Below are 23,045 nucleotides of genomic sequence, written 5' to 3'. Positions count from 1 at the left end.
CGGGGGCGGGGCGAGGGCGGCCGGGGGCCTGGAGCGGCGCGGTCAGACGTCGATCCGGGAGCGGTCCAGCGTGGCCGCGGAGGTGGTGATGAACTCCTTGCGCGGCGCGACCTCGTTGCCCATCAGCAGGTCGAAGGTCTTCTCGGCGGCCTCCAGATCGCTGATGTTGATGCGCCGCAGGGTGCGGTGGCGCGGATCCATCGTCGTCTCCGCGAGCTGGTCCGCGTCCATCTCGCCCAGGCCCTTGTAGCGCTGGATGGAGTCCTTGAAGCGGACCCCCCTGCCCTGCAGCTCCAGCAGGGTCTGGCGCAGCTCGTTGTCGGAGTAGGTGTAGATGTACTTCGCCTGCCCCCGCCGGGGGTTGATCAGCTCGATCCGGTGCAGCGGCGGCACCGCCGAGAAGACCCGGCCCTGCTCGACCATCGGCCTCATGTATCGCTGGAAGAGCGTCAGCAGCAGGCAGCGGATGTGCGCGCCGTCGACATCGGCGTCGGCCAGGAAGATGACCTTGCCGTAGCGGGCCTGGTCGATGTCGAACGTCCGGCCCGAGCCCGCCCCTATGACCTGGATGATCGCGCCGCACTCGGCGTTCTTCAGCATGTCGGAGACGGACGACTTCTGGACGTTGAGGATCTTGCCGCGGATCGGCAGCAGCGCCTGGAACTCGGAGTTCCGGGCGAGCTTGGCGGTGCCCAGCGCCGAGTCGCCCTCGACGATGAACAGCTCGCTGCGCTCGACGTCGTCGCTGCGGCAGTCGGCGAGCTTGGCCGGCAGGGCGGAGGACTCCAGCGCGGTCTTGCGGCGCTGGGCCTCCTTGTGCTGGCGGGCGGCGATACGGGTGCGGGCCGCGGCCACGGCCTTCTCCAGCACCGAGCGGGCCTGCTGCCTGGCGTCGCGCTTGGTGGAGGTCAGGAACGCCTTGAGCTCCTTGGAGACCACCTGGGCGACGATCCGGGAGGCGGCCGAGGTGCCCAGCACCTCCTTGGTCTGCCCCTCGAACTGCGGCTCGGCCAGCCGTACGGTGACGACCGCCGTCATGCCCTCCAGGGCGTCGTCCTTGACGATGTCGTCCTCGGCGACGCGCAGCAGCTTGGCGGAGCGCAGCACCTCGTTCACCGTGCGGGTGACGGCACGCTCGAAACCGGCGACGTGGGTGCCGCCCTTGGGGGTGGCGATGATGTTGACGAACGACCTGACGGTGGTGTCGTACCCCGTCCCCCAGCGCAGCGCGACGTCCACGCCCAGCTCGCGGGTGACCTCGGTGGGGATCATGTGGCCGCGCTCGTCCAGGACGGGGACGGTCTCCTTGAAGGTGCCCTGGCCCGTCAGCCGCAGCACGTCGCACAGCGGCCGGTCCGGGGCGAGGTACTCGCAGAACTCGCTGATGCCGCCGTCGTAGTGGAAGACCTCCTTCACGGGCGGTGCGCCGTCGATCCCGCGCTCGTCGCGGACGACGATCGTCAGGCCGGGCACCAGGAAGGCGGTCTGGCGGGCACGTGCGTGCAGGTTCTCCAGGGAGAGCCGGGCGTCCTTGAGGAAGATCTGCCGGTCCGCCCAGTACCGCACGCGGGTGCCGGTGCGGGTCTTGGGGATCTTCCTGCCCTTGCGCAGTCCGCTCGCCGGGTCGAAGGGGGCGTCCGGGCCGGACTCGGTGAAGATGCCCGGGACACCGCGCCGGAAGCTGACGGAGTGCGTGCGGCCGTCACGGTCGACCTCGACGTCGAGGCGGGCGGACAGGGCGTTGACGACGGACGCGCCGACACCGTGCAGGCCGCCGGAGGCCGCGTAGGAGCCGCCTCCGAACTTTCCGCCGGCGTGCAGCTTGGTCATCACGACCTCGACACCCGACAGTCCCGTCTTGGGCTCGACGTCGACGGGGATGCCGCGGCCGTTGTCCTGCACCTCGACGGAGCCGTCCTCCCGGAGGATCACCTCGATGTGGTCGCAGTGCCCTCCGAGGGCCTCGTCGACCGAGTTGTCGATGATCTCCCAGAGGCAGTGCATCAGACCGCGGCTGTCGGTGGAGCCGATGTACATGCCGGGCCGCTTGCGCACCGCCTCCAGCCCCTCGAGGACGAGCAGGTGCCGCGCGGTGTAGTTGGAACCGTCACGGTCCGCGCCCGTGAGCAGGGCGGTGGACGGCATGGGGTTTCCCCTGCCGGAGGCCAGGGGAGTCTCGGCGGTCACGCGGTTCGCTCCTCGCTGAATTTCGCTGGGGATGGCTGTCTTGCGGGTCAGAGGGTACCGAGGCCATGGAGAGCCAAGGTGAAGCCACCCAGGAGAAGGCCCATGCTAGACCAGCGTCGACCAAGCGTTCGATAACTCGTCCGGGTGACGTGTACATCACGTTCCCTTCCGGGCATGAACCATCTAGGCTCCGGGCACGTCCTCTGGAACGACACCGGCGAGACCGGCGCCGGAGGAGACAACCGAACACACGACACGAAGACGACAAAGATCAACACATCTCTGTAATCGGCTCATTCGCCGCCAACCGGCAACATGTCAGCCACCTCACACAGAGATTTTCGAGGAAAAGCCACGAGCGGGAACGTTTTCGGCCTGGTTGGATGTTGACCCTGGTACGACAGCTCGTCGAGCTAGAGAAGAGGCGACGTGACTACTGTTCTGACCCCCGCGAGCCCGCTGACGGCCGCTGACCGCTGCGACCGCTGCGGCGCCCAGGCATACCTGCGTGTTGTGCTCGTCAGCGGTGGAGAGCTGCTGTTCTGCGCCCACCACGGCCGCAAGTTCGAGCCGGAACTCAAGAAGATCGCTGCGGAGATACAGGACGAGACCGAGCGGCTCAACGCCACCCCCGCGACGGCGGGTGACGGCGAGCACTGATCTGCCGAACGGCGGCAAACGCGTCCCCATCCGACGAGCTCGGACCGGCCCAGGGCCGGACGCACGGGCGGTCACCCCCTCACGGGTGGCCGCCCGTTTGCCGTGCCCGGGCACGAGCGGGCACGGCGAACGGGCGGCGGGACCGTAGGTCCCGAAGACTCCCGCACGCCGGGAAACGGACGCACGGGGGCCTCCTCGGACCTACGATCGCCCCGCCTCACCCCAGAGTGAGCCATGCGGGCGACTTCCGCATCCGGAGGACCGTCCGCACCCGCGAGCAGCGCATGCCGGAGGGCCGGAACCCCGCGGCGGGGTTCCGGCCCTCCGGCATGCGCGGACGAGCCCGGTGGACGGGTCAGTCGAGGTAGTCCCGCAGGACCTGCGAACGGGAGGGGTGGCGCAGCTTCGACATCGTCTTGGACTCGATCTGGCGGATCCGCTCGCGGGTCACGCCGTAGACCTTGCCGATCTCGTCCAGTGTCTTGGGCTGGCCGTCGGTGAGACCGAAGCGCATCGAGACCACGCCGGCCTCACGCTCGCTGAGCGTGTCGAGCACGGAGTGGAGCTGCTCCTGCAGGAGCGTGAAGCTGACCGCGTCGGCCGGGACGACCGCCTCGGAGTCCTCGATGAGGTCGCCGAACTCGCTGTCGCCGTCCTCCCCCAGCGGGGTGTGCAGGGAGATCGGCTCGCGACCGTACTTCTGGACCTCGACGACCTTCTCCGGGGTCATGTCGAGCTCCTTGGCCAGCTCCTCCGGAGTGGGCTCGCGGCCCAGGTCCTGGAGCATCTGGCGCTGGACGCGCGCGAGCTTGTTGATCACCTCGACCATGTGCACCGGGATGCGGATGGTGCGCGCCTGGTCGGCCATGGCCCGGGTGATGGCCTGGCGGATCCACCAGGTCGCGTAGGTCGAGAACTTGTAGCCCTTGGTGTAGTCGAACTTCTCCACCGCGCGGATCAGACCCAGGTTGCCCTCCTGGATCAGGTCCAGGAAGAGCATGCCCCGGCCGGTGTAGCGCTTGGCCAGCGAGACCACCAGACGGAGGTTGGCCTCCAGCAGGTGGTTCTTGGCCCGGCGGCCGTCCTCGGCGATGATCTCCAGCTCGCGCTTGAGCTTGGGGGCGATCTTGTCGCTGTTGGCGAGCTTGTCCTCGGCGAAGAGACCGGCCTCGATGCGCTTGGCCAGCTCGACCTCCTGCTCGGCGTTGAGCAGGGGGACCTTGCCGATCTGCTTGAGGTAGTCCTTGACCGGGTCGGCGGTGGCGCCCGCGGCGGCGACCTGCTGCGCGGGGGCGTCGTCCTCGTCCTCGTCGGACAGGACGAAGCCCTCGTTCTCGTTCTTGGGCTCCGCCGCGGGGTCCTCGGCCTTGCCGCCCTTGACCGGGGGCTCGTCGATGACGTCCTCGTCGCCTTCGAGCAGCTCGTCGACGTCCGACTTCTTCGCGGCGGTCTTCTTCGCCGCGGTCTTCTTGGCGGGCGCCTTCTTGGCCGCGGTCTTCTTGGCGGCGGCCTTCTTCGCCGGCGCCTTCCTGGCCGGCTTCGCCGCGGCCTCCTCGGCGGCCCCCTCCGCGTCCTCGGCGGGGTCATCGGGAGCGGCGGCCGGGGCTGCCTTCCTGGCGGTGGTCTTCTTCGCGGCGACCGTCTTGGTCGCGGTGCGCTTGGCCGGGGCCTTCGCTGCGACGCTCTTCCGGGTGCGCTTGGGGGCCTCCGCGGCGCTCACCATCAGCGTCACACCCTCCTCGTCGAGGATCTGGTTGAGACTGCGCAGGACGTTCTTCCACTGGGTCGGCGGAATCTGGTCGGCCTCGAAGGCCCGACGCACATCGTCGCCGGCGATCTGCCCCTCGGCCTTTCCCCGCTCAATGAGCGCCATCACAGACGCGGACTCGGCGATCTCCGCAGGGAGCGTACGGGATGTGCTGGCCGACACGAACAACCTCTCGGAACGATGGAAACGGCTTCGGCCCCGCCCACGAAGGGATCCGGGACCTGCAAGCCCCGGCGGGGATGACCGGCGGCTCGGGTGGAGCGACGGAGGAACTACAGCGCCGGACACGGCGTCCGTATTCCCCCGGTAGCTGCCACCTCTTGAGTCATCGTGCTGCCACGCGAAGTGTTACGCCCAGCCGGAGTGTCCCGGGTCACACGACATAGAAGGACGGAAGCACCCATACGGCGACTTATGGCCGGACCGTGCCCCGGGGCGGCCGGCACCGCGGGCGCGGGCGAGCCGGCCGCAAGGAGACGTCGCCGGATCCCGCGCCGCGGGATCCGGCGACACCGTGCGGGTGCGGCCGGTACCGGACGTCAGTGTTCGCGGGGCGCCGGCACCACATGATCGGCGGCTCCACCCGCCGGAGCCGCCTGGGCCTCGGACTGCTCGGCGGGGGCGCCCGCGGCCGGAGCGGGCGCGCCGGGCGCCGCGGGGACGGCCGCCTCGGAGGAGACCGCGAGCAACTGGCGCATCGCGTTCTCCGCGGCGGCCGCCTCACCGGAGGCGACGGCGTCGGCGATCCTGCGGTGGTGCGCCAGCGACGCCTCGGTGGGGCGCTCACATCCGGCGGCGGGCGCCCCGGAGACCTGGAGGGCCGCGCCGACGATGCCCGAGAGGTGCTCCAGCATCCTGTTGCCGGCGGCCTGCAGAAGCAGGGCGTGGAACTCGGCGTCGGCCCGGGAGAAGGTCAGGCTGTCGCCCTGGGCGAGCGTGTGGCCCATGATCTCGACCATGTCCGCGAGGCGCTGCTGCACCTCGTCCCGGCTGTGGTCCGCGGCGAGGCGGGCGGCCAGCGGCTCGATGGCCCAGCGCAGCTCGCACAGCTCGCGGCGCTGGTCGTCACGCTGCGGGCCGAAGGCACGCCACTCGATGATGTCGGGGTCGAGGAGGTTCCAGTCGCTGACCGGACGGACCCGTGTCCCGACATTGGGGCGGGCACTGACCAGGCCCTTGGCCTCGAGAACCCGGAGCGACTCGCGGACGACGGTGCGCGACACCTCGAAGCGCTGGCCGATCTCCTCCGGCACGAGGGGACGGTCGGCCCCGAGGTCTCCGGAGACGATCATCTGCCCGAGTTGCTGTACGAGTTGGCCGTGCAGTCCGCGCCCCCGGTTTCCGGCGGCACGTCGTCCGGCCCGGGCCATGTCCGCTTCACCGCCGTCCCACGCGGGGACGGTGGTGGTACGGGTCGCGCCGGTCGACTCTGCGTAGGCGTAACGGTCCGGCTCGCCCGAACCCGTGAGGCCGGAGTCGGCGGAGCGAGCCGAGGTCATCATGGTGTGCGCAAGGGTAGTCACGCATCCTTTGTCGGCGGTGCTCCGGACGGCCTTGAGGGCTTTGGTGAAAAGCACACGAAAGGGTGATCAGTGGTCTCCCCGTGATTGACGCCTTATCGGAAAGAAACGGTCTTCCGACCGGGCATATGCGGCAGACGGGGCGGCCTGTGGCGAAGCGGTATCGCCGAGGGCCCCGGATCCGCTGGTGAGAGCCGCGCCTGCTCCCCGGTGGGCCGGTCCGCGGGCCGGGCACCGCCCCGGAGGAGGCGAGGGTTCGCCCCCTCCTCCCCTCAGACCTCCGGGCGCAGCATCGGTGGATTCAGCACCGTGGCGCCACCGGCCCGGAACAACTGTGCGGGCCGACCACCCTGACGGGTCGTCGTACCGCCTGTGGGCACCAGGAAGCCCGGAGTGCCGGTGACCTTGCGGTGGAAGTTCCTCGGGTCGAGTGCGACGCCCCACACCGCTTCGTAGACCCGTCGCAGTTCTCCCACGGTGAACTCCGGCGGGCAGAAGGCGGTGGCGAGCGAGGAGTACTCGATCTTCGACCGCGCCCGTTCCACTCCGTCCGCGAGGATCCTGGAATGGTCGAAGGCCAGCAGAGCGGGCTGTCCGCCGCTTCGGTCCGGGCCGTTCCCGGAAGGCTGCCCGGGAGGCAGCAGGGTGTCCACCGACGCCCAGCGGACACTGTCGGCGTCGCCGCCGGCCGTGGGGGTGGGCAGATCGGGGGCCAGCACCAGATGGGCGACGCTGACCACTCGCATCCGCGGATCCCGTCCCGGATCGCCATAGGTGGCGAGCTGTTCGAGATGGGCGCCGGTGTGCCGGTCGTCCGGCCCCTGGACGTGCAGCCCGGTCTCCTCGGTGAGCTCGCGGGCGGCCGCGGCGCCGAGATCCTCGTCGATGCGCACGAATCCTCCGGGCAGCGCCCACCGTCCCTGGTAAGGGGACTCGCCCCGGCGTACGACCAGCGCGCACAGGGCATGCCTTCGCACGGTGAGCACGACCAGATCGACGGTGACGGCGAAGGGAGGGAAGGCCGACGGGTCGTAGGGCATGACGTGATCATAGTCGTCTGCCTGACGATAAACAGAGGCTCGCGCCGCTCCCCTGTCAGCCTTGGACCGCCGAGGTGCCGAGACCGCGCGCGGCCCGCTGCCTCCGCAGGCACTGCCTCAGTGGTTCGGGGTCGAGTCCGTTGTTGCACGCGCCGTGGAGCAACCGCGCGAAGACGTATCCCGGGTCCAGATCCAGCGCCCGGCCCAGCGCGACACGCGCGCCCGGCTCGTCCCCACCGGACCAGGCGACCCATCCGGCAAGGGTGAGCGGTGCCGCGGCGTGCTCGGTGTAGGCCCCGACGCACCGCCTGGCCAGCGCCCTCCACAGCCGCAGCGCGGGAACGGCGTCCTCACCCTCCATCCACTCCGCGGCCCAGTCCCGGGCGGTCCGGTCCTGGAGACCGAGAATCACGGTGGCGGCCTCCTCATGGGTCAGGAGGCGGTCGTCCCGGGCGTCGCCCCCGGCCGCGCCCTCCTTCCGGGCCGCCGCCGGCGCGTTCCGGTAGCGCTCGAGCAGCCGCCCGGCGAGCGCCAGGGTCTCGGCACGCACCGTCTCGCGCTCGGCCTCACCCAGCATCCGGGGCACCAGGGCCGCGCCCGCGATGTCGAGGGCCTGCTCCTGCGGCCCGGCGGTCGGCGGCCCCAGCGGCACGAGCCTGGCCGTCATCTCCTTCAGGGTTCCTTCCACCCGCAGCCCGGCGTACGCGGCCGCGGCCGCGATGGCCGAGGTGCCGGGGATGCCCAGGGGCGCGCCCTCGGCGGGACAGCACCTGGCGTCGGGGCAGCAGTAGGACCAGTAGCGGCCACCGGAGACGCACAGCGCCTCGTACACCGGCATGTCCAGCGCCCCGCAGGCGGTCCGCAGCCGCTGGGCGAGAGGCCGGAGCCGTTCCATGACGGCCCGGCCGCTCTCGCCGCCGGCCGGATCCTGGCACAGGAAGACGAGCGCCGCATCGGGGCGGTCGCCCCGCGGGACGCCGCTGCCGCGCAGGCAGTCGGCGAGCTGTTCGGCCAGCTCGGGCCATTCCCCCTCCCCGGCGGGAATGCCCACGCGGAGCCTGCCGCCGAAACGGCCGCTCGGGCCGTGGAGACCGACCAGGACCACGGAGTCGTCGGGGTGGTAGCCGAGCAGGTAGGGAAGGGAGTCGACCAGCTCGGCCGGACCGCGCAGGGTGACCTGGGCGGTGGCGGACGGCTGCCGGGTGGATTCGCTGTGCTGTGTCATGCCCCGACAGTGACGCGGACGGAAGGGGCGGCGTGCGGCTCCGTCCACAGGCGGCCTCAATGGGCATATGCGCCGATATCCTGGTGATCACATCGGCTGTACGGGCGCCTGGTTGTCCACAGGCGGTTCGCGCGGTGTCGGTGTCATCGGGTTGCATGGACGCATGAGCGAGGAGAATCTGCGCGCCGCGGCCGACGCCGTACTGGCCCGCCTCACCGGCGACACCACCGGTACGGCGAGGCTGCGCACCGACCAGTGGCGAGCCGTCGAGGCTCTGGTGGTGGAGCGCCGGCGGACCTTGGTGGTGCAGCGCACGGGCTGGGGCAAGTCGGCGGTGTACTTCGTGGCGACCGCGCTGCTGCGCGAGCGCGGCGAGGGGCCGACGGTGATCGTCTCCCCGCTCCTGGCGCTGATGCGCAACCAGGTCGAGGCCGCGGAACGGGCGGGCGTACGCGCCCGGACGATCAACTCCGCGAACACCGAGGAGTGGGAGACGGTCCACGCCGAGGTGGCCGCGGGCGAGCTGGATGTGCTGCTCGTCAGTCCGGAACGCCTGAACAACCCCGACTTCCGCGATCAGGTCCTGCCGAAGCTGGCCGCCACGACCGGACTGCTGGTGGTCGACGAGGCACACTGCATCTCCGACTGGGGCCACGACTTCCGGCCCGACTACCGGCGGCTGCGGACGATGCTCGCCGAGCTCCCCCCGGGCGTGCCGGTGCTGGCCACCACCGCGACGGCCAACGCCCGGGTGACGGCCGACGTGGCGGAGCAGCTGGGCACCGGCGGGAGGGGGACGGACGCGCTGGTGCTGCGCGGCCCGCTGGACCGGGAGAGCCTCAGCCTGGGGGTGCTGCGCCTGCCGGACGCGGCACACCGGCTGGCCTGGCTCGACGGCCACCTCCACAAACTGCCGGGCTCCGGCATCGTCTACACGCTGACGGTCTCGGCCGCCGAGGAGGTGGCGGCGTTCCTGCGGCAGCGGGGGCACACCGTCGCCTCCTACACCGGGCGGACGGAGAACGCCGACCGGGAGGCGGCCGAGGCGGACCTGCTGGGCAACAGGGTCAAGGCACTGGTGGCCACCTCCGCGCTGGGCATGGGCTTCGACAAACCGGATCTGGGCTTCGTCGTCCATCTCGGCTCCCCCTCCTCCCCCATCGCCTACTACCAGCAGGTGGGCCGGGCCGGGCGCGGGGTGGAGCACGCCGAGGTGCTGCTGCTGCCCGGCCCGGAGGACGAGGCGATCTGGCGGTACTTCGCCTCCCTGGCCTTTCCTCCCGAGGAGCAGGTGCGCCGCACCCTGGACGTGCTGGCGTCGGCCGGGCGGCCGCTGTCACTGCCCGCTCTGGAGCCACTGGTGGAACTGCGCCGCTCGCGGCTGGAGATGATGCTCAAGGTGCTCGACGTGGACGGGGCGGTGCGGCGGGTGCGCGGCGGCTGGATCTCCACGGGCGAGCCCTGGTCCTACGACACCGAGCGGTACGCCTGGGTGGCGCGGCAGCGGGAGGCCGAGCAGCGCGCGATGAAGGAGTACGCCGCCACCTCCGGGTGCCGGATGGAGTTCCTGCGACGGCAGCTGGACGACGCGGAGGCGGTGCCCTGCGGGCGGTGCGACAACTGCGCGGGCCCCCGGTTCGGCACCGACGTCGATCCGGCGGCGCTGGAGGCCGCCAGGGGGGAACTGGGGCGCCCCGGCGTGGAGGTGGAGCCCCGCAGGATGTGGCCGACGGGACTTCCCGCGATCGGCCTGGATCTCAAGGGCCGCATCCCTCCGGGCGAACAGGCGGCCCCCGGCAGGGCGCTGGGCCGGCTGTCCGACATCGGATGGGGCAACCGTCTGCGCCCGTTGCTGGAGCCGCCCTCGCAGGACGGACCGGTGCCCGACGACGTGGCCGGCGCCGTGGTCTCCGTACTCGCCGACTGGGCGCGGGGGCCGGGCGGCTGGGCCTCGGGGGAGGAAGACGCGCCGGCCCGCCCGGTGGGGGTGGTGACGGTCGACTCGCGGACCCGGCCACAGCTGATCAGGTCCCTCGGGGAGCGGATCGCGGCGGTCGGCCGGATACCGCTGCTGGGCACCGTGGAATACGCCGACAGGACGTCGGAGACCCGTATCCCGCGCAGCAACAGCGCGCAGCGGCTGCGGGCCCTGCACGGTGCGCTGACAGTGCCCGGGCCGCTGGCGGATGCGGTCGCGGCGGCCGGCGGCCCGGTGCTGCTGGTGGACGACGTCACGGAGACCGGCTGGACCCTGGCCGTGGCCGCGCGGCTGCTGCGCCGGGCCGGGGCCCAGGGGGTGATGCCGCTGGTGCTGGCCGTGCGGGGTTGAGCCGCGGTCCGCCCGCCGGTCCACCGCGGAGGAGCCCGGCGTGATCAGGGCGACTCGGTACTCCATTGCCGCAGCCGTGTTCACCCGTGAGAATTGGTTCGGTGCCACGGAGGGAGGACCATGACCGTCGGCTTCGTCTCACCGCCGCCCGCCGAGACCCCGTCCCACGCCGGACGCGTTCTCGAACCCGCCGAGTGGGCAGCCGCCGGGATCCCTCTGCTGCGCAGCCCGCGCGAACTGGTGGCCGGGCTGCACACCCGCCACCGGCCCGGGCCGGCCACCTCCGTCGTCGCGGTGCTCGGCCCGGACGAACGGATCATCGCCAGCGCGTCGTTCTCGCGGGCCAACTCCACTCCGGACGGCTGGGAGTGCCGTAACGTCCTGCTGTCCCAGATGCGCAGGATCGTCCCGCACGACCTTCGCCGCCGCAGGCCCTCGCGGACGGCGGTCCTGCTGTGCTGCCGTGAGGACGACCCGGGCTGGAGCGACGAGGACGGCGCGTGGATGTGGGGACTGCGCGACGCCTGCATACTGCACGGCCTGCGGTGCGGGGCGTACATCACCGTGACCCGTACCGGCTGGCAGGTGCTCGGCGAGGACCGCGGCGGACGACGGCCGTATGTCGGCGGCCCCGCCGCCTGGGACACGCGGCCGGAAAGCGGGGGCCGGGAGGACGGGGCGCTGGAGAAAAGCGGCCCGCAAGGAAGCGGCCCCGGAAAGAGGGCTCCGGGGCGCTCCGGGACGCGGCGGGGTACGACGGCCCGCTGACCCGCCGGGTGGCGGGCCCGCGGGCCGGAGCGCCGGTTCAGAGCAGGGTGCGCAGCCGGCTCGGATCGCCGCAGACGATCAGTCGCGACCCCGTCCTGGCCAGGGCGGCGGGCAGTGCCCGGGCAGCCTGCTCGTCCGTCCCGCCGTTGACCGCGAGCACGACGACCGGGCGGCCGGTGGTGCGTTCCGCGGCCGACGCGTGGGCGTAGAAGACGTCGTCGCCCTCGGCCTGTTGGCGCCAGTAGGCCTCCTCGCCGAAGGTGAGCTCGTGCTGCGCCCAGGGGTGCTGCTCACCGGTGGTGAACACCAGGACCTCGGCGGGCGAGCGGCCCTCGTCGAGCAGCCTGTCGACGGTCTCGTCCGCGACCTCGACCGCCGTGGCGTCGGTGGCCTCGACGAGCTGGATCTGCGGTGCGGCCTTCCCCGGGGCCGGGGCCGCCTTCGCGCCCGCCGCCTCCGCCGCGGGTCGTGAGGGCCCGGCGCTACGCGCCGGCGCCGGCCTGCCGGGAACGGGACGGCTGCGGTCCGCCCGCTGCGGAGTCGGCCGAGGACCGGGCCGGGGACCGGGAACGGGTGCGGAAGGGCGGGGAACCTGTGGGGCCCGGGCGGTGTCCGTCATGTTGCGGGGGCCGGGGACATTCGGGTGGATCTTGGGCTCCTCGGAGCTGTGCGGCATGGGGTGTTGTCTATCAAACGCCGGCGCCGGACGCGCCGGCGGGTTCGGAAAAAGATTCGGTTTCGACTCAGAAGAGGCCGATCTGCTCGGTCCGCTCGGCACGCGCCCGTTTCAGGTGCCGCCAGCGCGGCAGTGCGTCCAGATACGACCACGACAGCCGGTGGTGGGGCGTGGGCCCCAGCTCCTCGAGGGCCGCACGGTGAACGGGCGAGGGATAACCGGCGTTGCGGTCGAAGCCGAACTCGGCGTGATCGGCGCCCAGTTCGGCCATACGGGCATCCCGGTACACCTTGGCGATCACGGACGCCGCGGCGACCGGGACACACGACCGGTCGCCCTTGACCACCGTGCGGACCCGCCAGGGCGCTCCCAGATAGTCGTGCCTGCCGTCGAGGATCACCGCGTCGGGACGGACCGGCAGCGCCTCCAGCGCGCGTACGGCGGCGAGCCGGAGGGCGGCCGTCATGCCCAGCTCGTCGATCTCCTCCGGGGAGGAGTGCCCGAGCGCGTGGGCGGTCACCCAGTCGGTGAGCCGCCCGGCGAGTTCGGCGCGGCGGGCGGGCCCGATGAGTTTGGAGTCCGTCAGCCCGTCGGGCGGCCTGCGCAGCCCTGTGACCGCCGCGCAGACGGTGACGGGCCCCGCCCAGGCGCCCCGGCCGACCTCGTCGATCCCGGCGACGACCCTCGCTCCCGTGGTGGCCCGCAGGGAACGTTCGACGCGGTGGGTGGGAGGCTCGTACGGCATGGCGTCAGCCAGGGTACGCCCCACCTTCCGGAGGGTGTCCCCCGGGTCCGGGAGGTCTCCCGCCTGCCGTCCCCGTCTCCTGCCGTCCCCGTCTCCTGCCGGCCCGGCCCGGCACTGTTCAGCGGGACTCCGGGAGCCGCCCCTCCCGGTCCAGTCGCCCGCAGGGCAGAGCGATCCGGTCGGCGGGACGTTCGGTGAGCACGGTGCGGGCCCGTACCTCGCCGTAACTGGTCGCGTACCAGGGTTTGTCGGCGCCGAGGACGTCGTCGGCGATGTCCTGCAGGGCACAGGAGCGCTGGGGTTCGGGCAGGGCGTCGAGGGCCGGTACGGCGTCCGCGGAGAGCCCTCTCAGATACGCCAGATCGATCTGCCCGGTGCGTTCGAAGCGCCGCACGTTCTGCTCGGCCACCAGGGCGTCCGGCGAGACCAGTCCGAAGCACAGCACGGCGCCCGCCGCGCTCGCCACCACCGCGCGCGGCAGCCGGCGCCCGCCGAACACCCCGGCCGCCATGATCAGGACGATGACGACGCCGAGCCACAGCTCGGCCCCGGCCACGGACACCCTCAGCCTGGTCAGGCCGTACGCGTCGACGTACAGCTCCATCCGGCGCAGGGCCGAGAGCACCACGACGAGGGTCAGCGCACACAGGACGCCCAGGACGGCGCGGACCAGCGTACGGTCGCGGGCCGCGCCGCGCGGCGCCCAGCGCAGGGCCAGCGCGATCACTGCGAGGGTCAGGAGGGTGACGGTCAGCAGCTGCCAGAAGCCCTGGCGGGCGTACTCCGAGTAGGTCAGCCCGGTCTCCTCGAGGACCTTGTCGTAGCCGCCGAAGAGGACCGCGAGCTGGATGGCGATGAAGACGGCGAACAGCGCGTTCAGCACGATCAGGGGAAGCGCCCATTCCACGCGTCCCCGGGGCCGCCCCCGGCCGCCCTCGACGCGGTCCCAGCGCCAGGGGGCCGCGGCGGTGCGGGCCGCTCCCAGTGCGGCCGCCAGCCCCAGGACGGACAGGATGGCGTGCACCGGTCCGTCCGACACCGACACCTCGGGCACCAGCCCGGCCAGCAGATCCGCGAAGGCCGCGTCCGCACCTGCGAACAGCGCGCCGAAGACGGCCAGCAGCCCGGCCGCGACGCCGGCCGTCCGGACGGCGGGCCACCAGCGGTCGCGCGATCCGTCCGCCCGCTCGCGCAGCCCGCGCCAGGCCCAGAGGGCGCCCGGCAGGACCTCGCCGAGCACGCCGACGCAGCCGATCAGCGTCCCTCGCCAGGTGCGCGTGCCGTGCAGTGCCAGCGACCCCGACGCGAGGGCCGCCGCCAGCGCCAGGAAGGTCGGCCACCCCGCGTCCCGCAGCGCGGGCACCAGCAGCAGCGCCGCCCCGCCGGCGGCCCACACCAGCGACCACGGGCGCACACCGCGCCCCGCGGCCCGTCCGGTGAGGTACGCGGCGAGGGCGGCCGGCGCGGCGGCCAGCAGCACGTTGAGGCCCAGCCCGTCACCGAGCAGCAGCCCGGCGAGCACCCCGGTGGCCAGCACCGCCCAGAGTGCGGCTGTGCCGATCGGCCCGGGCTCCTCCGGCCTCGCGGCCGTCACCCAGGCGGGCGGGGGCGGTGGCTCGTACACGGCCCAGGAGGACGCCCCGTGGGTCGTGCCGTGGACCGCGCCGGATCGCCGCCCGCCGGGGACGGTGGGTCTCCCCGGCTCGTGGGCGGGCTCCCCCGCTTTCCGGACGGGCTTCTCCGCCGGCTCGGCGCCGCCGGGGGCGGTCTCCTCCCGCCGGGTGTCACCGCGCCCGTCCTCCTCTCGGACGGCGTCCTTCGGCGGGGTGTCGTCCACCTCGTTCGCCGCGGGCGCGCCGGACGGCTGATCGGACATGGGCTTCCCCTCCCCTCACCGCGCGTTCCCCCTACCGGCTTGCGGTGATCAACGCGGCGACTCGGGCGCCACCGTAGTGCGCCTCCGGCGCACACCCGTGCCCCGGGCGCCGCTCTGTGACAGAGCGGTGACAAGGGGACGGCGAGGAGCCCGCCCGGCACGCGCCGGAAGGGCCGGCGCGTGCCGGGCGCACCGCCGGCGCCTCACCGGAGCCTTCCGGGGCGCCCGCGCACCCCGGACATCCCGTACGTCTCCCCGGACTCCCCCTCGTAGGGCCCCGCGTACGACTCGGGGGTGCACCAGCGCTCGAACGGCCGGTCCAGGTGGTAGCGCCCGTCCGTTCCCAGCTCCAGGGCCCGCATCTCCCCGTTGCCCGGATTGGACAGCGACTCGAACTCCGCGACCGTCCAGTGCAGCCACCTCATGCAGAACAGCCGCATGGTCAGCCCGTGCGTCACCAGCAGCACGTTCGGCGGGTGGTCGGGGGACTCGAAACTGCGCCACAGGCTCTCCAGGAAGGCCCCGACCCGGTCGTAGACGTCCGCGCCCGACTCGCCCTGCGCGAAGCGGTAGAAGAAGTGCCCGTACGCGTCGCGCGCCGCCTTCTGCCGCCGTACGTCCTCGCGGTCCTGCCAGTTGCCCCAGTCCTGCTCGCGCAGCCGGGGCTCCTCGCGCATCCGCACCCGCGTCGGGTCCAGACGCAGTGCGCGGAAGGTCTGGTGGGTGCGGCGGTACGGCGAGACGTAGGCCGAGATCCGCTCGTCGCCGAAGAGGGCCCGCAACCGCTCCCCCGCCGCCTCGGCCTGCCGGAATCCGCGCTCGGTGAGGCTCAGGGCGTGGTCGGGCACCCGCTCGTAGACCGAGTCGTCGAAGTTTCCCTCCGACTCGCCGTGCCGGACCAGGACGATGCGCCGGGGTCGTGCCATGCACCCACCCTAAGCACGCGGAGGCTCCACAGCCCAACCGCAAGCCCGGCCACGGCTCCCGCACCGGCGGCAACCGGCACCGGCGCCGATACCGGCGTCAGACCGTCCAGGACGGCTCGAGGTCGATCACGTCCCCGCCGACCGCCGTGACGTCCGCCCCCAGCTGGGCACGGAGCGCCAGCCGCTCGATCCGCTCCGTGCGGTACTTGCCGTGCTCCGCCGCCGAGTCCCACATCGACAGCACCAGGAACTCGTCCTCGGCCTGCGCCTGTGCGAAGACCCCCCGCAGCATCCCGGGCGACCCGGCCATCGCCGGGTTCCACACCTTCTCCTGCATCAGGGTGTAGTGCTCGATCCGGTCGCGGCGCACCCGGCAGTGGGCGACGCGCAGCAGGTCCGCGTCCGTGAACTGCGGACGGAAACCCACCTTCACATCGAAGCGGTACTCGAAGAGCCGGACCTGGGCGTCCTTGTAGGTGCCGTTCTGCGAGGCCGCCAACCGGTCGTGGGAGCGCGCCATGAACGAGTCGTAGAAGGCCCGGCTCTCCCAGAAGCCGAAGAGGTGCGCCACGCCCGGCCGGGAACGGCTCCAGCCGCCGCCCTGCGCGCGGAAGCCCGGCTCGCCGAGCAGGCCGGCCCACTTCCGCTGCCCCCGCTCGAAGCCTCGTCGGTCCACCACCGTGCAGCGCATCCACTTGACCAGCACCGCGCCATCGTACGGCCATATCGGTGACTGATCGCATGGCTTGCCACAGGCGGGGGCGGCCGGCGCGAGGGGCCCGGATCCGCGTTCGACCACCTCCGCGGCCGCCGGGCGCCGTGGACAAACCGCCTGGTAGGCAGGAGAGTTGATGTGCTGTCATGGCGGTCGCACCGCGCCGGCCCCCGGGCCGGGAGCGGCCGTGTCCCGCAGCAGCTCAGTTCCTAGGAAGGGGAGCCTGGTGAGCAGTCCCAACAAGGGGGTGGAGAAGGTCGAGGTGGCGGTCAGGTGGGATCCCAGCCCCTCCGAGTCCTCGCCCCACGACCTCGACATCATCGCCGCGACCTACACCGCGGACGACCCGCACGGCGAGCCCGCGTACGTCGTGCACTTCGACAGCCGCTCGCCCGACGGCACCATCAGCCTCAGCAGGGACAGCCGGACCGGCCTGGGTCTCGGCTACGACGAGGTCATGACCCTGGAGCTGGGCCGGCTGGCCTCCTCCTACGCCCGGGTGGTCGTGGGCGTGGCGGTCCAGCAGCACAGCGGCCGCCGGACGTTCGGCGACATAGCGCGCACCGGTGTGCGGATCAGGGAGGGCTACGTCGAGCTGGCCGAGCACGACTTCTCCGGCGTGTCCGGGGCGACGGCCGCCACCGTCGCGGAGTTCACCCGCAACGGCACGGGCGCCTGGGAGTTCCGCGAGCACCTGCGCGGGTTCGACGCCGACCCGGAGTCGTTCACCCGCCTGATGGGCGGCGCCCCCGTCTGACGGCCCGGCCCACCGCGCGGCGGCCCACGCGGTTTCCGGCGCCGGACGGCGCGGAGGGCGCCGACCGCTTCGGTCGGCGCCCTCCGGTCGTCCCCCGGCACGGCGGCGGGAGCCCGCCACCGCACCGCGGGTCAGCTGCAGCCGCTGGTGGAGCCGCAGCCCTCACACAGGTAGCAGCTGCCCGCGCGGCGCATCTTGGTGCCGCAGGAGAAGCACAGCGGCGCGTCGGCGTTGAGGCCGAGCTGCATCTCCACCAGTTCGGTGGAGCTGTGCGCCTCCTTCGGCGCCGGAACCGGAGCCTGCGGCTCGGAGGTGCTGCTCACCGCCTTGGGCGGCTCCACCTGGCGCGGGGCCGACTGGGCCAGGCTCTCGACGTCCAGCTCGTCGTCGGCGGGCTCGTAGGAACCGGTCTCCAGGTGGCGCTGGCGCTCCTCGGCGGAGTGGATGCCGAGGGCCGAGCGGGTCTCGAAGGGCAGGAAGTCCAGCGCCAGGCGGCGGAAGATGTAGTCGACGATCGACTGCGCCATCCGCACGTCCGGGTCGTCGGTCATGCCGGCCGGCTCGAAGCGCATGTTGGTGAACTTCGAGACGTAGGTCTCCAGCGGCACGCCGTACTGCAGGCCCACCGAGACGGCGATCGAGAAGGCGTCCATCATGCCCGCGAGGGTCGAGCCCTGCTTGGACATCTTCAGGAAGACCTCGCCCAGCCCGTCGTCCGGGTAGGAGTTGGCGGTCATGTACCCCTCGGCGCCGCCGACGGTGAAGGAGGTCGTGATGCCGGGCCGGCCCTTGGGCAGGCGCCTGCGCACCGGGCGGTACTCGACGACCTTCTCGGCCTCGGGCTGCGCCTCGCCCTTGCCCTCCTTCTTCTTGGCGGAGAGCGGCTGGCCGACCTTGCAGTTGTCGCGGTAGATCGCCAGCGCCTTCAGGCCGAGCTTCCAGCCCTCGAAGTAGATCTCCTCGACCTCCTCGACGGTGGCCGACTCCGGCATGTTGACCGTCTTGGAGATCGCGCCGGACAGGAACGGCTGGGCGGCGGCCATCATCCGCACGTGCCCCATCGGGGAGATGGAGCGCTCGCCCATGGCGCAGTCGAAGACCTCGTAGTGCTCGTGGCGCAGCCCCGGGGCGTCGATGACGTTGCCGTGCTCGGCGATGTGCTCGACGATCGCCTCGACCTGCTCGGGCTGGTAGCCGAGCCGCTTGAGGGCCTTGGGCACGGTGTTGTTGACGATCTGCATCGAGCCGCCGCCGACCAGCTTCTTGAACTTGACCAGGGCCAGGTCGGGCTCGATGCCGGTGGTGTCGCAGTCCATCATCAGGCCGATGGTGCCGGTGGGGGCCAGCACGGACGCCTGGGCGTTGCGGAATCCGTTCTTCTTGCCCAGCCGGAGCACGTCCTGCCACGCCTCGGTGGCCGCGGCCCACACCGGGGTGTCCAGGTCGTCCATGCGCTTGGCGTCGGCGTTGGCGTCGGCGTGCTGCCTCATGACGCGCTGGTGGGCGTCGGCGTTGCGGGCGTAGCCCTCGTACGGGCCGACGATTGAGGCCAGTTCGGCGGAGCGGCGGTAGGAGGTGCCGGTCATCAGGGAGGTGATCGCACCGGCCAGCGCCCGGCCGCCGTCGGAGTCGTAGGCGTGGCCGGTGGCCATCAGCAGGGCGCCGAGGTTGGCGTAGCCGATGCCCAGCTGGCGGAAGGCGCGGGTGGTCTCGCCGATCTTCTCGGTGGGGAAGTCGGCGAAGCAGATGGAGATGTCCATCGCGGTGATGACCAGCTCGACGATCTTCGCGAAGCGCTCGGCGTCGAAGGACTGGTTGCCGGCGTCGTCGTCGCGCAGGAACTTCATCAGGTTCAGCGAGGCCAGGTTGCACGAGGAGTTGTCCAGGTGCATGTACTCGCTGCACGGGTTGGAGGCGGTGATGCGGCCGCTCTCCGGCGAGGTGTGCCAGTGGTTGATGGTGTCGTCGTACTGGATGCCGGGGTCGGCGCAGGCCCAGGCGGCCTCGGCCATCTTGCGGAACAGCGCCTTGGCGTCGACCTCCTCGATGGCCTCGCCGGTCATCCGGGCGCGCAGGCCGAACTTCGACCCGCTCTCGACGGCCTTCATGAAGGCGTCGTTGACGCGGACGGAGTTGTTGGCGTTCTGGTACTGGACGGAGGTGATGTCGTCGCCGCCCAGGTCCATGTCGAAGCCCGCGTCGCGCAGGGCGCGGATCTTCTCCTCCTCCTTGACCTTGGTCTCGATGAACGCCTCGACGTCGGGGTGGTCCACGTCCAGGACGACCATCTTGGCCGCGCGGCGGGTGGCGCCGCCGGACTTGATCGTTCCGGCGGAGGCGTCGGCGCCGCGCATGAAGGAGACCGGGCCCGAGGCGTTGCCGCCGGAGGAGAGCAGTTCCTTGGAGGAGCGGATGCGCGAGAGGTTCAGGCCCGCGCCGGAACCGCCCTTGAAGATCATCCCCTCTTCCTTGTACCACTCCAGGATCGACTCCATGGAGTCGTCGACGGAGAGGATGAAGCAGGCGGAGACCTGCTGGGGCTGGGCGGTGCCGACGTTGAACCACACCGGGGAGTTGAACGAGAACACCTGGTGGAGCACCGCGTAGGCCAGCTCGTGCTCGAAGATCTCGGCGTCGGCCGGGGAGGCGAAGTAGCCGTGCTTCTCACCGGCGGCGCGGTAGGTCTTCACCACGCGGTCGATGAGCTGCTTCAGGCTGGTCTCGCGCTGGGGCGTGCCGACGGCCCCGCGGAAGTACTTGCTGGTGACGATGTTGACCGCGTTCACCGACCAGAAGTCGGGGAACTCCACGCCGCGCTGCTCGAAGTTGACCGAGCCGTCGCGCCAGTTGGTCATGACGACGTCACGGCGCTCCCAGACCACCTCGTCGTACGGGTGCACCCCGGGGGTGGTGTGGATGCGCTCGATCCGCAGACCCTTGGCGGCCTTGGCCCCCTTGGACCGGGCCCCTCGTGCCGGGTCGCTCGTCGTCTCTGTCATTCCGCCTCCCTGTACAGGCATAACGCCCTGACACACCCCACGCTTCCCGGGGTGTGGTGTTCGTTTCATTGGCCGGAGCGCGACGCGCTCCGGTCCGGTCCGTGCGGGGCCGCTCAGTTACCGGCGGCCAGTGGCGCGGGCGGGGCGGTGGGGCTTCCGCCGCCTCCGCCGTCACGTTCGCCCCCGCCGTCACTTCCGTTTCCGGTGTCCCCGGCTCCACCGCGGCTTCCGGCTCCCGCGGCCGTGGTTCTGCCCGGGGCCGTGCCGCCTCCGCCGTCGGCCGAGGCCCGTTCCCCGCGCAGCTCGGCGATCGCGGCCTCGAAGTCCTCCAGCGAGTCGAACGCCTGGTAGACGGAGGCGAAGCGCAGGTACGCCACGAGGTCCAGTTCCCGCAGCGGGCCGAGTATGGCCAGCCCGACGTCGTGCGTGGACAGCTCGGCGCTGCCGGTGGCGCGTACCGCCTCCTCGACCCGCTGGCCCAGCTTGGCGAGCGCGTCCTCGGTGACCGGACGCCCCTGGCACGCCTTGCGCACCCCGGCGATCACCTTGTCCCGGCTGAAGGGCTCGGTGACCCCGCTCCGCTTGATGACCATCAACGACGCGTTCTCCACCGTCGTGAAGCGGCGGGAGCAGTGCGGACACTGGCGGCGTCGGCGGATAGCGGTGCCGTCGTCGGTGGTGCGGCTGTCGACGACGCGGCTGTCGGGGTGCCGGCAGAAGGGGCAGTGCATCGCTTCCCACCCTCCTTCACCCTCGGTGGCGCAGCATGAGCGGCGCAGCAGAACAGCATTGGACACGCGTTCGAGTACCCGGCGAGCGGGCCTCGAAAGCGGCCACCAGCATAGGCGATACCCGCGGCCCTTCAGGACCGGGGGACCACAACTTCTGGGCAGCCGCAGAACATCTAACCACTACATCTGGTGGCTGGTTGACGAACACGCCCTGCGTGTCGGAGACGCCGGAACGGCGAGCGCACGAGAGGCTACCGTAACGATCGGAGGCGACTCGCAGCCCATACACCGCCCTCATCGGGCACGTCAGCCAATCTGCGAAATTTCACTCGAACGTGTGTTTGGCGCAACCTTTCGAAAGCACATACCGTTGTCCAACCAGGGAGAACCGCTTGAGAGGGGCCGACGTGACCACCACCGCAGAGAGCGCCGCCATCACCGCACGGGACCGTTCCCGGAGCCGGGCCGATCATGTGCAGGAGGCAAACGCCGCCCCCGGCGCGTCCGACGGCGCGGCCGGCGGTGCCGAGGCTCCCCGGCCGACCCGCTCGCTGCCCGGCCGTCCACCGGGGATCCGGGCCGACAGCTCGGGGCTGACGGACCGGCAGCGCCGGGTGATCGAGGTGATCCGCGACTCGGTGCAGCGCCGCGGCTACCCGCCGTCGATGCGGGAGATCGGCCAGGCCGTCGGCCTGTCCTCCACCTCCTCCGTGGCCCACCAGCTGATGGCGCTGGAGCGCAAGGGCTTCCTGCGGCGCGACCCGCACCGCCCCCGCGCCTACGAGGTGCGCGCCTCGGACGCGCCCACCAGCCAGACCACCGACACCACCGGCAAGCCCGCCGCCTCCTACGTCCCCCTGGTCGGACGGATCGCCGCCGGAGGCCCGATCCTCGCCGAGGAGTCGGTGGAGGACGTCTTCCCGCTGCCCCGCCAGCTCGTCGGCGACGGCGAGCTCTTCGTGCTCAAGGTCGTCGGCGACTCCATGGTCGACGCGGCGATCTGCGACGGCGACTGGGTCACGGTGCGCCGCCAGCCGGTCGCCGAGAACGGCGACATCGTCGCCGCCATGCTGGACGGCGAGGCGACCGTCAAGCGCTTCAGGCGCGAGGACGGGCATGTGTGGCTGATCCCCCACAACGCCGCCTACCAGCCGATCCCCGGCGACGAGGCGACCATCCTCGGCAAGGTCGTCGCGGTGCTGCGGCGCGTCTGACGCGCCGCAGCACGACACCGGCAGCACGACACCGGCCGCGCAGGAGCCGGAACGGGCCGCCCCGGGACCACTGCGCCGGTCCCGGGGCCCGGTTCGCATCCGTACCCCGGCGAAACCCAGGGCTCCGGGCCCGCCGGGTCCTTCCCCTGCTCCCTGCCTCTCGCCGGGCTGCCTGGCCCGTCCGGCTCTACGCGCCCTCCCTGGCCGCGGCGTCGATGGCCGCCAGCGAACGGCGCACCTGGTTGCGGTCGGTGGTGTACCAGAAGTCGGGCATCGAGGCCCGCAGGAAACTCCCGTAGCGAGCCCTGGCCAGCCGCGGGTCCAGCACCGCGACCACGCCCCGGTCCCCCGTCGCCCGCACCAGGCGGCCCGCGCCCTGCGCCATCAGCAGCGCGGCGTGGGTGGCGGCCACGGCCATGAAGCCGTTGCCGCCCGCCTCCTCCACCGCCTTCTGCCGTGCGCTCATCAGCGGATCGTCGGGGCGCGGGAACGGGACGCGGTCCATCACCACCAGCTGGCAGTTCGGTCCCGGCACGTCCACGCCCTGCCACAGCGACAGCGTCCCGAACAGGCAGGTCTCGGCGTCCGCGGCGAAGCGCCGGATCAGCTCGCCCAGAGTCTCCTCGCCCTGCAGCAGCACGGGTACGTCCAGCCGCCCGCGCAGCTCCTCGGCCGCCGCCTGGGCGGCCCGCATCGAGGAGAACAGCCCGAGCGTGCGCCCCCCGGCCGCCTGGACCAGCTCGGTCAGCTCGTCCAGCATGTCGCCGCGGCTGCCCTCCCGGCCGGGCGGTGACAGATGCTGGGCGACGTAGAGGATGCCCTGCCTGCGGTAGTCGAAGGGCGAGCCGACATCCAGCCCCCGCCAGCGCGGGATCCCGGCGTCCGTCTCCGCCGCGCCCTCCCCGTCTC

At 72.1% G+C, this 23,045-nt stretch carries 18 protein-coding genes; 5 read left to right on the top strand and 13 right to left on the bottom strand.

The window, feature by feature from the left end:
- Positions 1–42: 42 nt before the first annotated feature.
- Entirely contained in the window at positions 43–2,145 is a 2,103-nt protein-coding gene (locus L7D48_RS09750; protein WP_237878591.1) for a type IIA DNA topoisomerase subunit B, read from the bottom strand.
- Positions 2,146–2,616: 471 nt separating this feature from the next.
- On the opposite strand from L7D48_RS09750, the gene L7D48_RS09745 reads away from it, so the two are divergent.
- Positions 2,617–2,847, top strand: coding sequence for a hypothetical protein (locus L7D48_RS09745; protein ID WP_093662696.1), 231 nt, complete (start codon positions 2,617–2,619; stop codon positions 2,845–2,847).
- Positions 2,848–3,202: 355 nt separating this feature from the next.
- Here the strand turns inward: L7D48_RS09745 and L7D48_RS09740 are convergent, their stop codons facing one another.
- From L7D48_RS09740 to L7D48_RS09725, 4 genes are all read right to left on the bottom strand, one after another.
- Complete coding sequence (locus L7D48_RS09740; RefSeq protein WP_237878590.1) at positions 3,203–4,777, bottom strand: RNA polymerase sigma factor; 1,575 nt, start codon at positions 4,775–4,777, stop codon at positions 3,203–3,205.
- Positions 4,778–5,154: 377 nt separating this feature from the next.
- Positions 5,155–6,192 (bottom strand): FCD domain-containing protein, encoded by a 1,038-nt coding sequence (locus L7D48_RS09735; RefSeq protein ID WP_308312266.1) that lies wholly within the window; start codon positions 6,190–6,192, stop codon positions 5,155–5,157.
- Positions 6,193–6,407: 215 nt separating this feature from the next.
- Positions 6,408–7,175 carry an NUDIX domain-containing protein gene (locus L7D48_RS09730; RefSeq protein WP_237878588.1) on the bottom strand — a complete coding sequence of 256 codons (768 nt, stop codon included), beginning with the start codon at positions 7,173–7,175 and terminating at the stop codon, positions 6,408–6,410.
- 55 nt (positions 7,176–7,230) lie between these two features.
- Positions 7,231–8,400 (bottom strand): DUF4192 domain-containing protein, encoded by a 1,170-nt coding sequence (locus L7D48_RS09725; protein WP_237878587.1) that lies wholly within the window; start codon positions 8,398–8,400, stop codon positions 7,231–7,233.
- Positions 8,401–8,563: 163 nt separating this feature from the next.
- Between L7D48_RS09725 and L7D48_RS09720 the strand changes: the two genes are divergently transcribed.
- Entirely contained in the window at positions 8,564–10,729 is a 2,166-nt protein-coding gene (locus tag L7D48_RS09720; protein WP_237878586.1) for a RecQ family ATP-dependent DNA helicase, read from the top strand.
- A gap of 120 nt (positions 10,730–10,849) precedes the next feature.
- Positions 10,850–11,497 (top strand): hypothetical protein, encoded by a 648-nt coding sequence (locus L7D48_RS09715; protein ID WP_237878585.1) that lies wholly within the window; start codon positions 10,850–10,852, stop codon positions 11,495–11,497.
- 37 nt (positions 11,498–11,534) lie between these two features.
- Here L7D48_RS09715 and L7D48_RS09710 read toward each other — a convergent pair whose 3' ends face one another.
- The 5 genes from L7D48_RS09710 to L7D48_RS09690 form a co-directional block, all read right to left on the bottom strand.
- On the bottom strand, positions 11,535–12,173 hold the full coding sequence (locus tag L7D48_RS09710; RefSeq protein ID WP_237878584.1) for a hypothetical protein: 639 nt from the start codon (positions 12,171–12,173) through the stop codon (positions 11,535–11,537).
- Positions 12,174–12,240: 67 nt separating this feature from the next.
- The gene (locus tag L7D48_RS09705; RefSeq protein ID WP_237878583.1) at positions 12,241–12,918 is read right to left on the bottom strand and encodes a ribonuclease HII; all 678 of its coding nucleotides are present in this window, start codon (positions 12,916–12,918) and stop codon (positions 12,241–12,243) included.
- Positions 12,919–13,036: 118 nt separating this feature from the next.
- Complete coding sequence (locus L7D48_RS09700; RefSeq protein WP_237878582.1) at positions 13,037–14,794, bottom strand: DUF4173 domain-containing protein; 1,758 nt, start codon at positions 14,792–14,794, stop codon at positions 13,037–13,039.
- A gap of 203 nt (positions 14,795–14,997) precedes the next feature.
- Entirely contained in the window at positions 14,998–15,720 is a 723-nt protein-coding gene (locus tag L7D48_RS09695; RefSeq protein WP_237878581.1) for a histidine phosphatase family protein, read from the bottom strand.
- Positions 15,721–15,817: 97 nt separating this feature from the next.
- Positions 15,818–16,426 carry a YdbC family protein gene (locus L7D48_RS09690; protein ID WP_237878580.1) on the bottom strand — a complete coding sequence of 203 codons (609 nt, stop codon included), beginning with the start codon at positions 16,424–16,426 and terminating at the stop codon, positions 15,818–15,820.
- A gap of 235 nt (positions 16,427–16,661) precedes the next feature.
- Between L7D48_RS09690 and L7D48_RS09685 the strand changes: the two genes are divergently transcribed.
- Positions 16,662–17,192, top strand: a complete 531-nt coding sequence (locus tag L7D48_RS09685) for a TerD family protein (RefSeq protein WP_237878579.1) — start codon at positions 16,662–16,664, stop codon at positions 17,190–17,192.
- Positions 17,193–17,323: 131 nt separating this feature from the next.
- Here L7D48_RS09685 and L7D48_RS09680 read toward each other — a convergent pair whose 3' ends face one another.
- Positions 17,324–20,191 carry a vitamin B12-dependent ribonucleotide reductase gene (locus L7D48_RS09680; RefSeq protein WP_237878578.1) on the bottom strand — a complete coding sequence of 956 codons (2,868 nt, stop codon included), beginning with the start codon at positions 20,189–20,191 and terminating at the stop codon, positions 17,324–17,326.
- Positions 20,192–20,304: 113 nt separating this feature from the next.
- A complete protein-coding gene (gene nrdR, locus L7D48_RS09675; RefSeq protein WP_237878577.1) occupies positions 20,305–20,922 on the bottom strand; it encodes a transcriptional regulator NrdR in 618 nt (205 codons plus the stop codon).
- A gap of 407 nt (positions 20,923–21,329) precedes the next feature.
- Here nrdR and lexA point away from each other — a divergent pair, with 407 nt between their 5' ends.
- A complete protein-coding gene (gene lexA / locus L7D48_RS09670) occupies positions 21,330–22,136 on the top strand; it encodes a transcriptional repressor LexA (protein WP_237878576.1) in 807 nt (268 codons plus the stop codon).
- A 187-nt stretch (positions 22,137–22,323) separates the two neighbouring features.
- Here the strand turns inward: lexA and L7D48_RS09665 are convergent.
- A partial coding sequence (locus L7D48_RS09665; protein ID WP_237878575.1) for an ATP-dependent DNA helicase occupies positions 22,324–23,045 on the bottom strand: 722 nt, incomplete at its 5' end.

The organism is Streptomyces sp. ICN903, assembly GCF_022015835.1.
Lineage (GTDB): Bacteria > Actinomycetota > Actinomycetes > Streptomycetales > Streptomycetaceae > Streptomyces > Streptomyces fenghuangensis.
The sequence above is the reverse complement of the archived record's forward strand: the minus strand, read 5'-3'. Positions and strand labels throughout refer to the sequence as shown.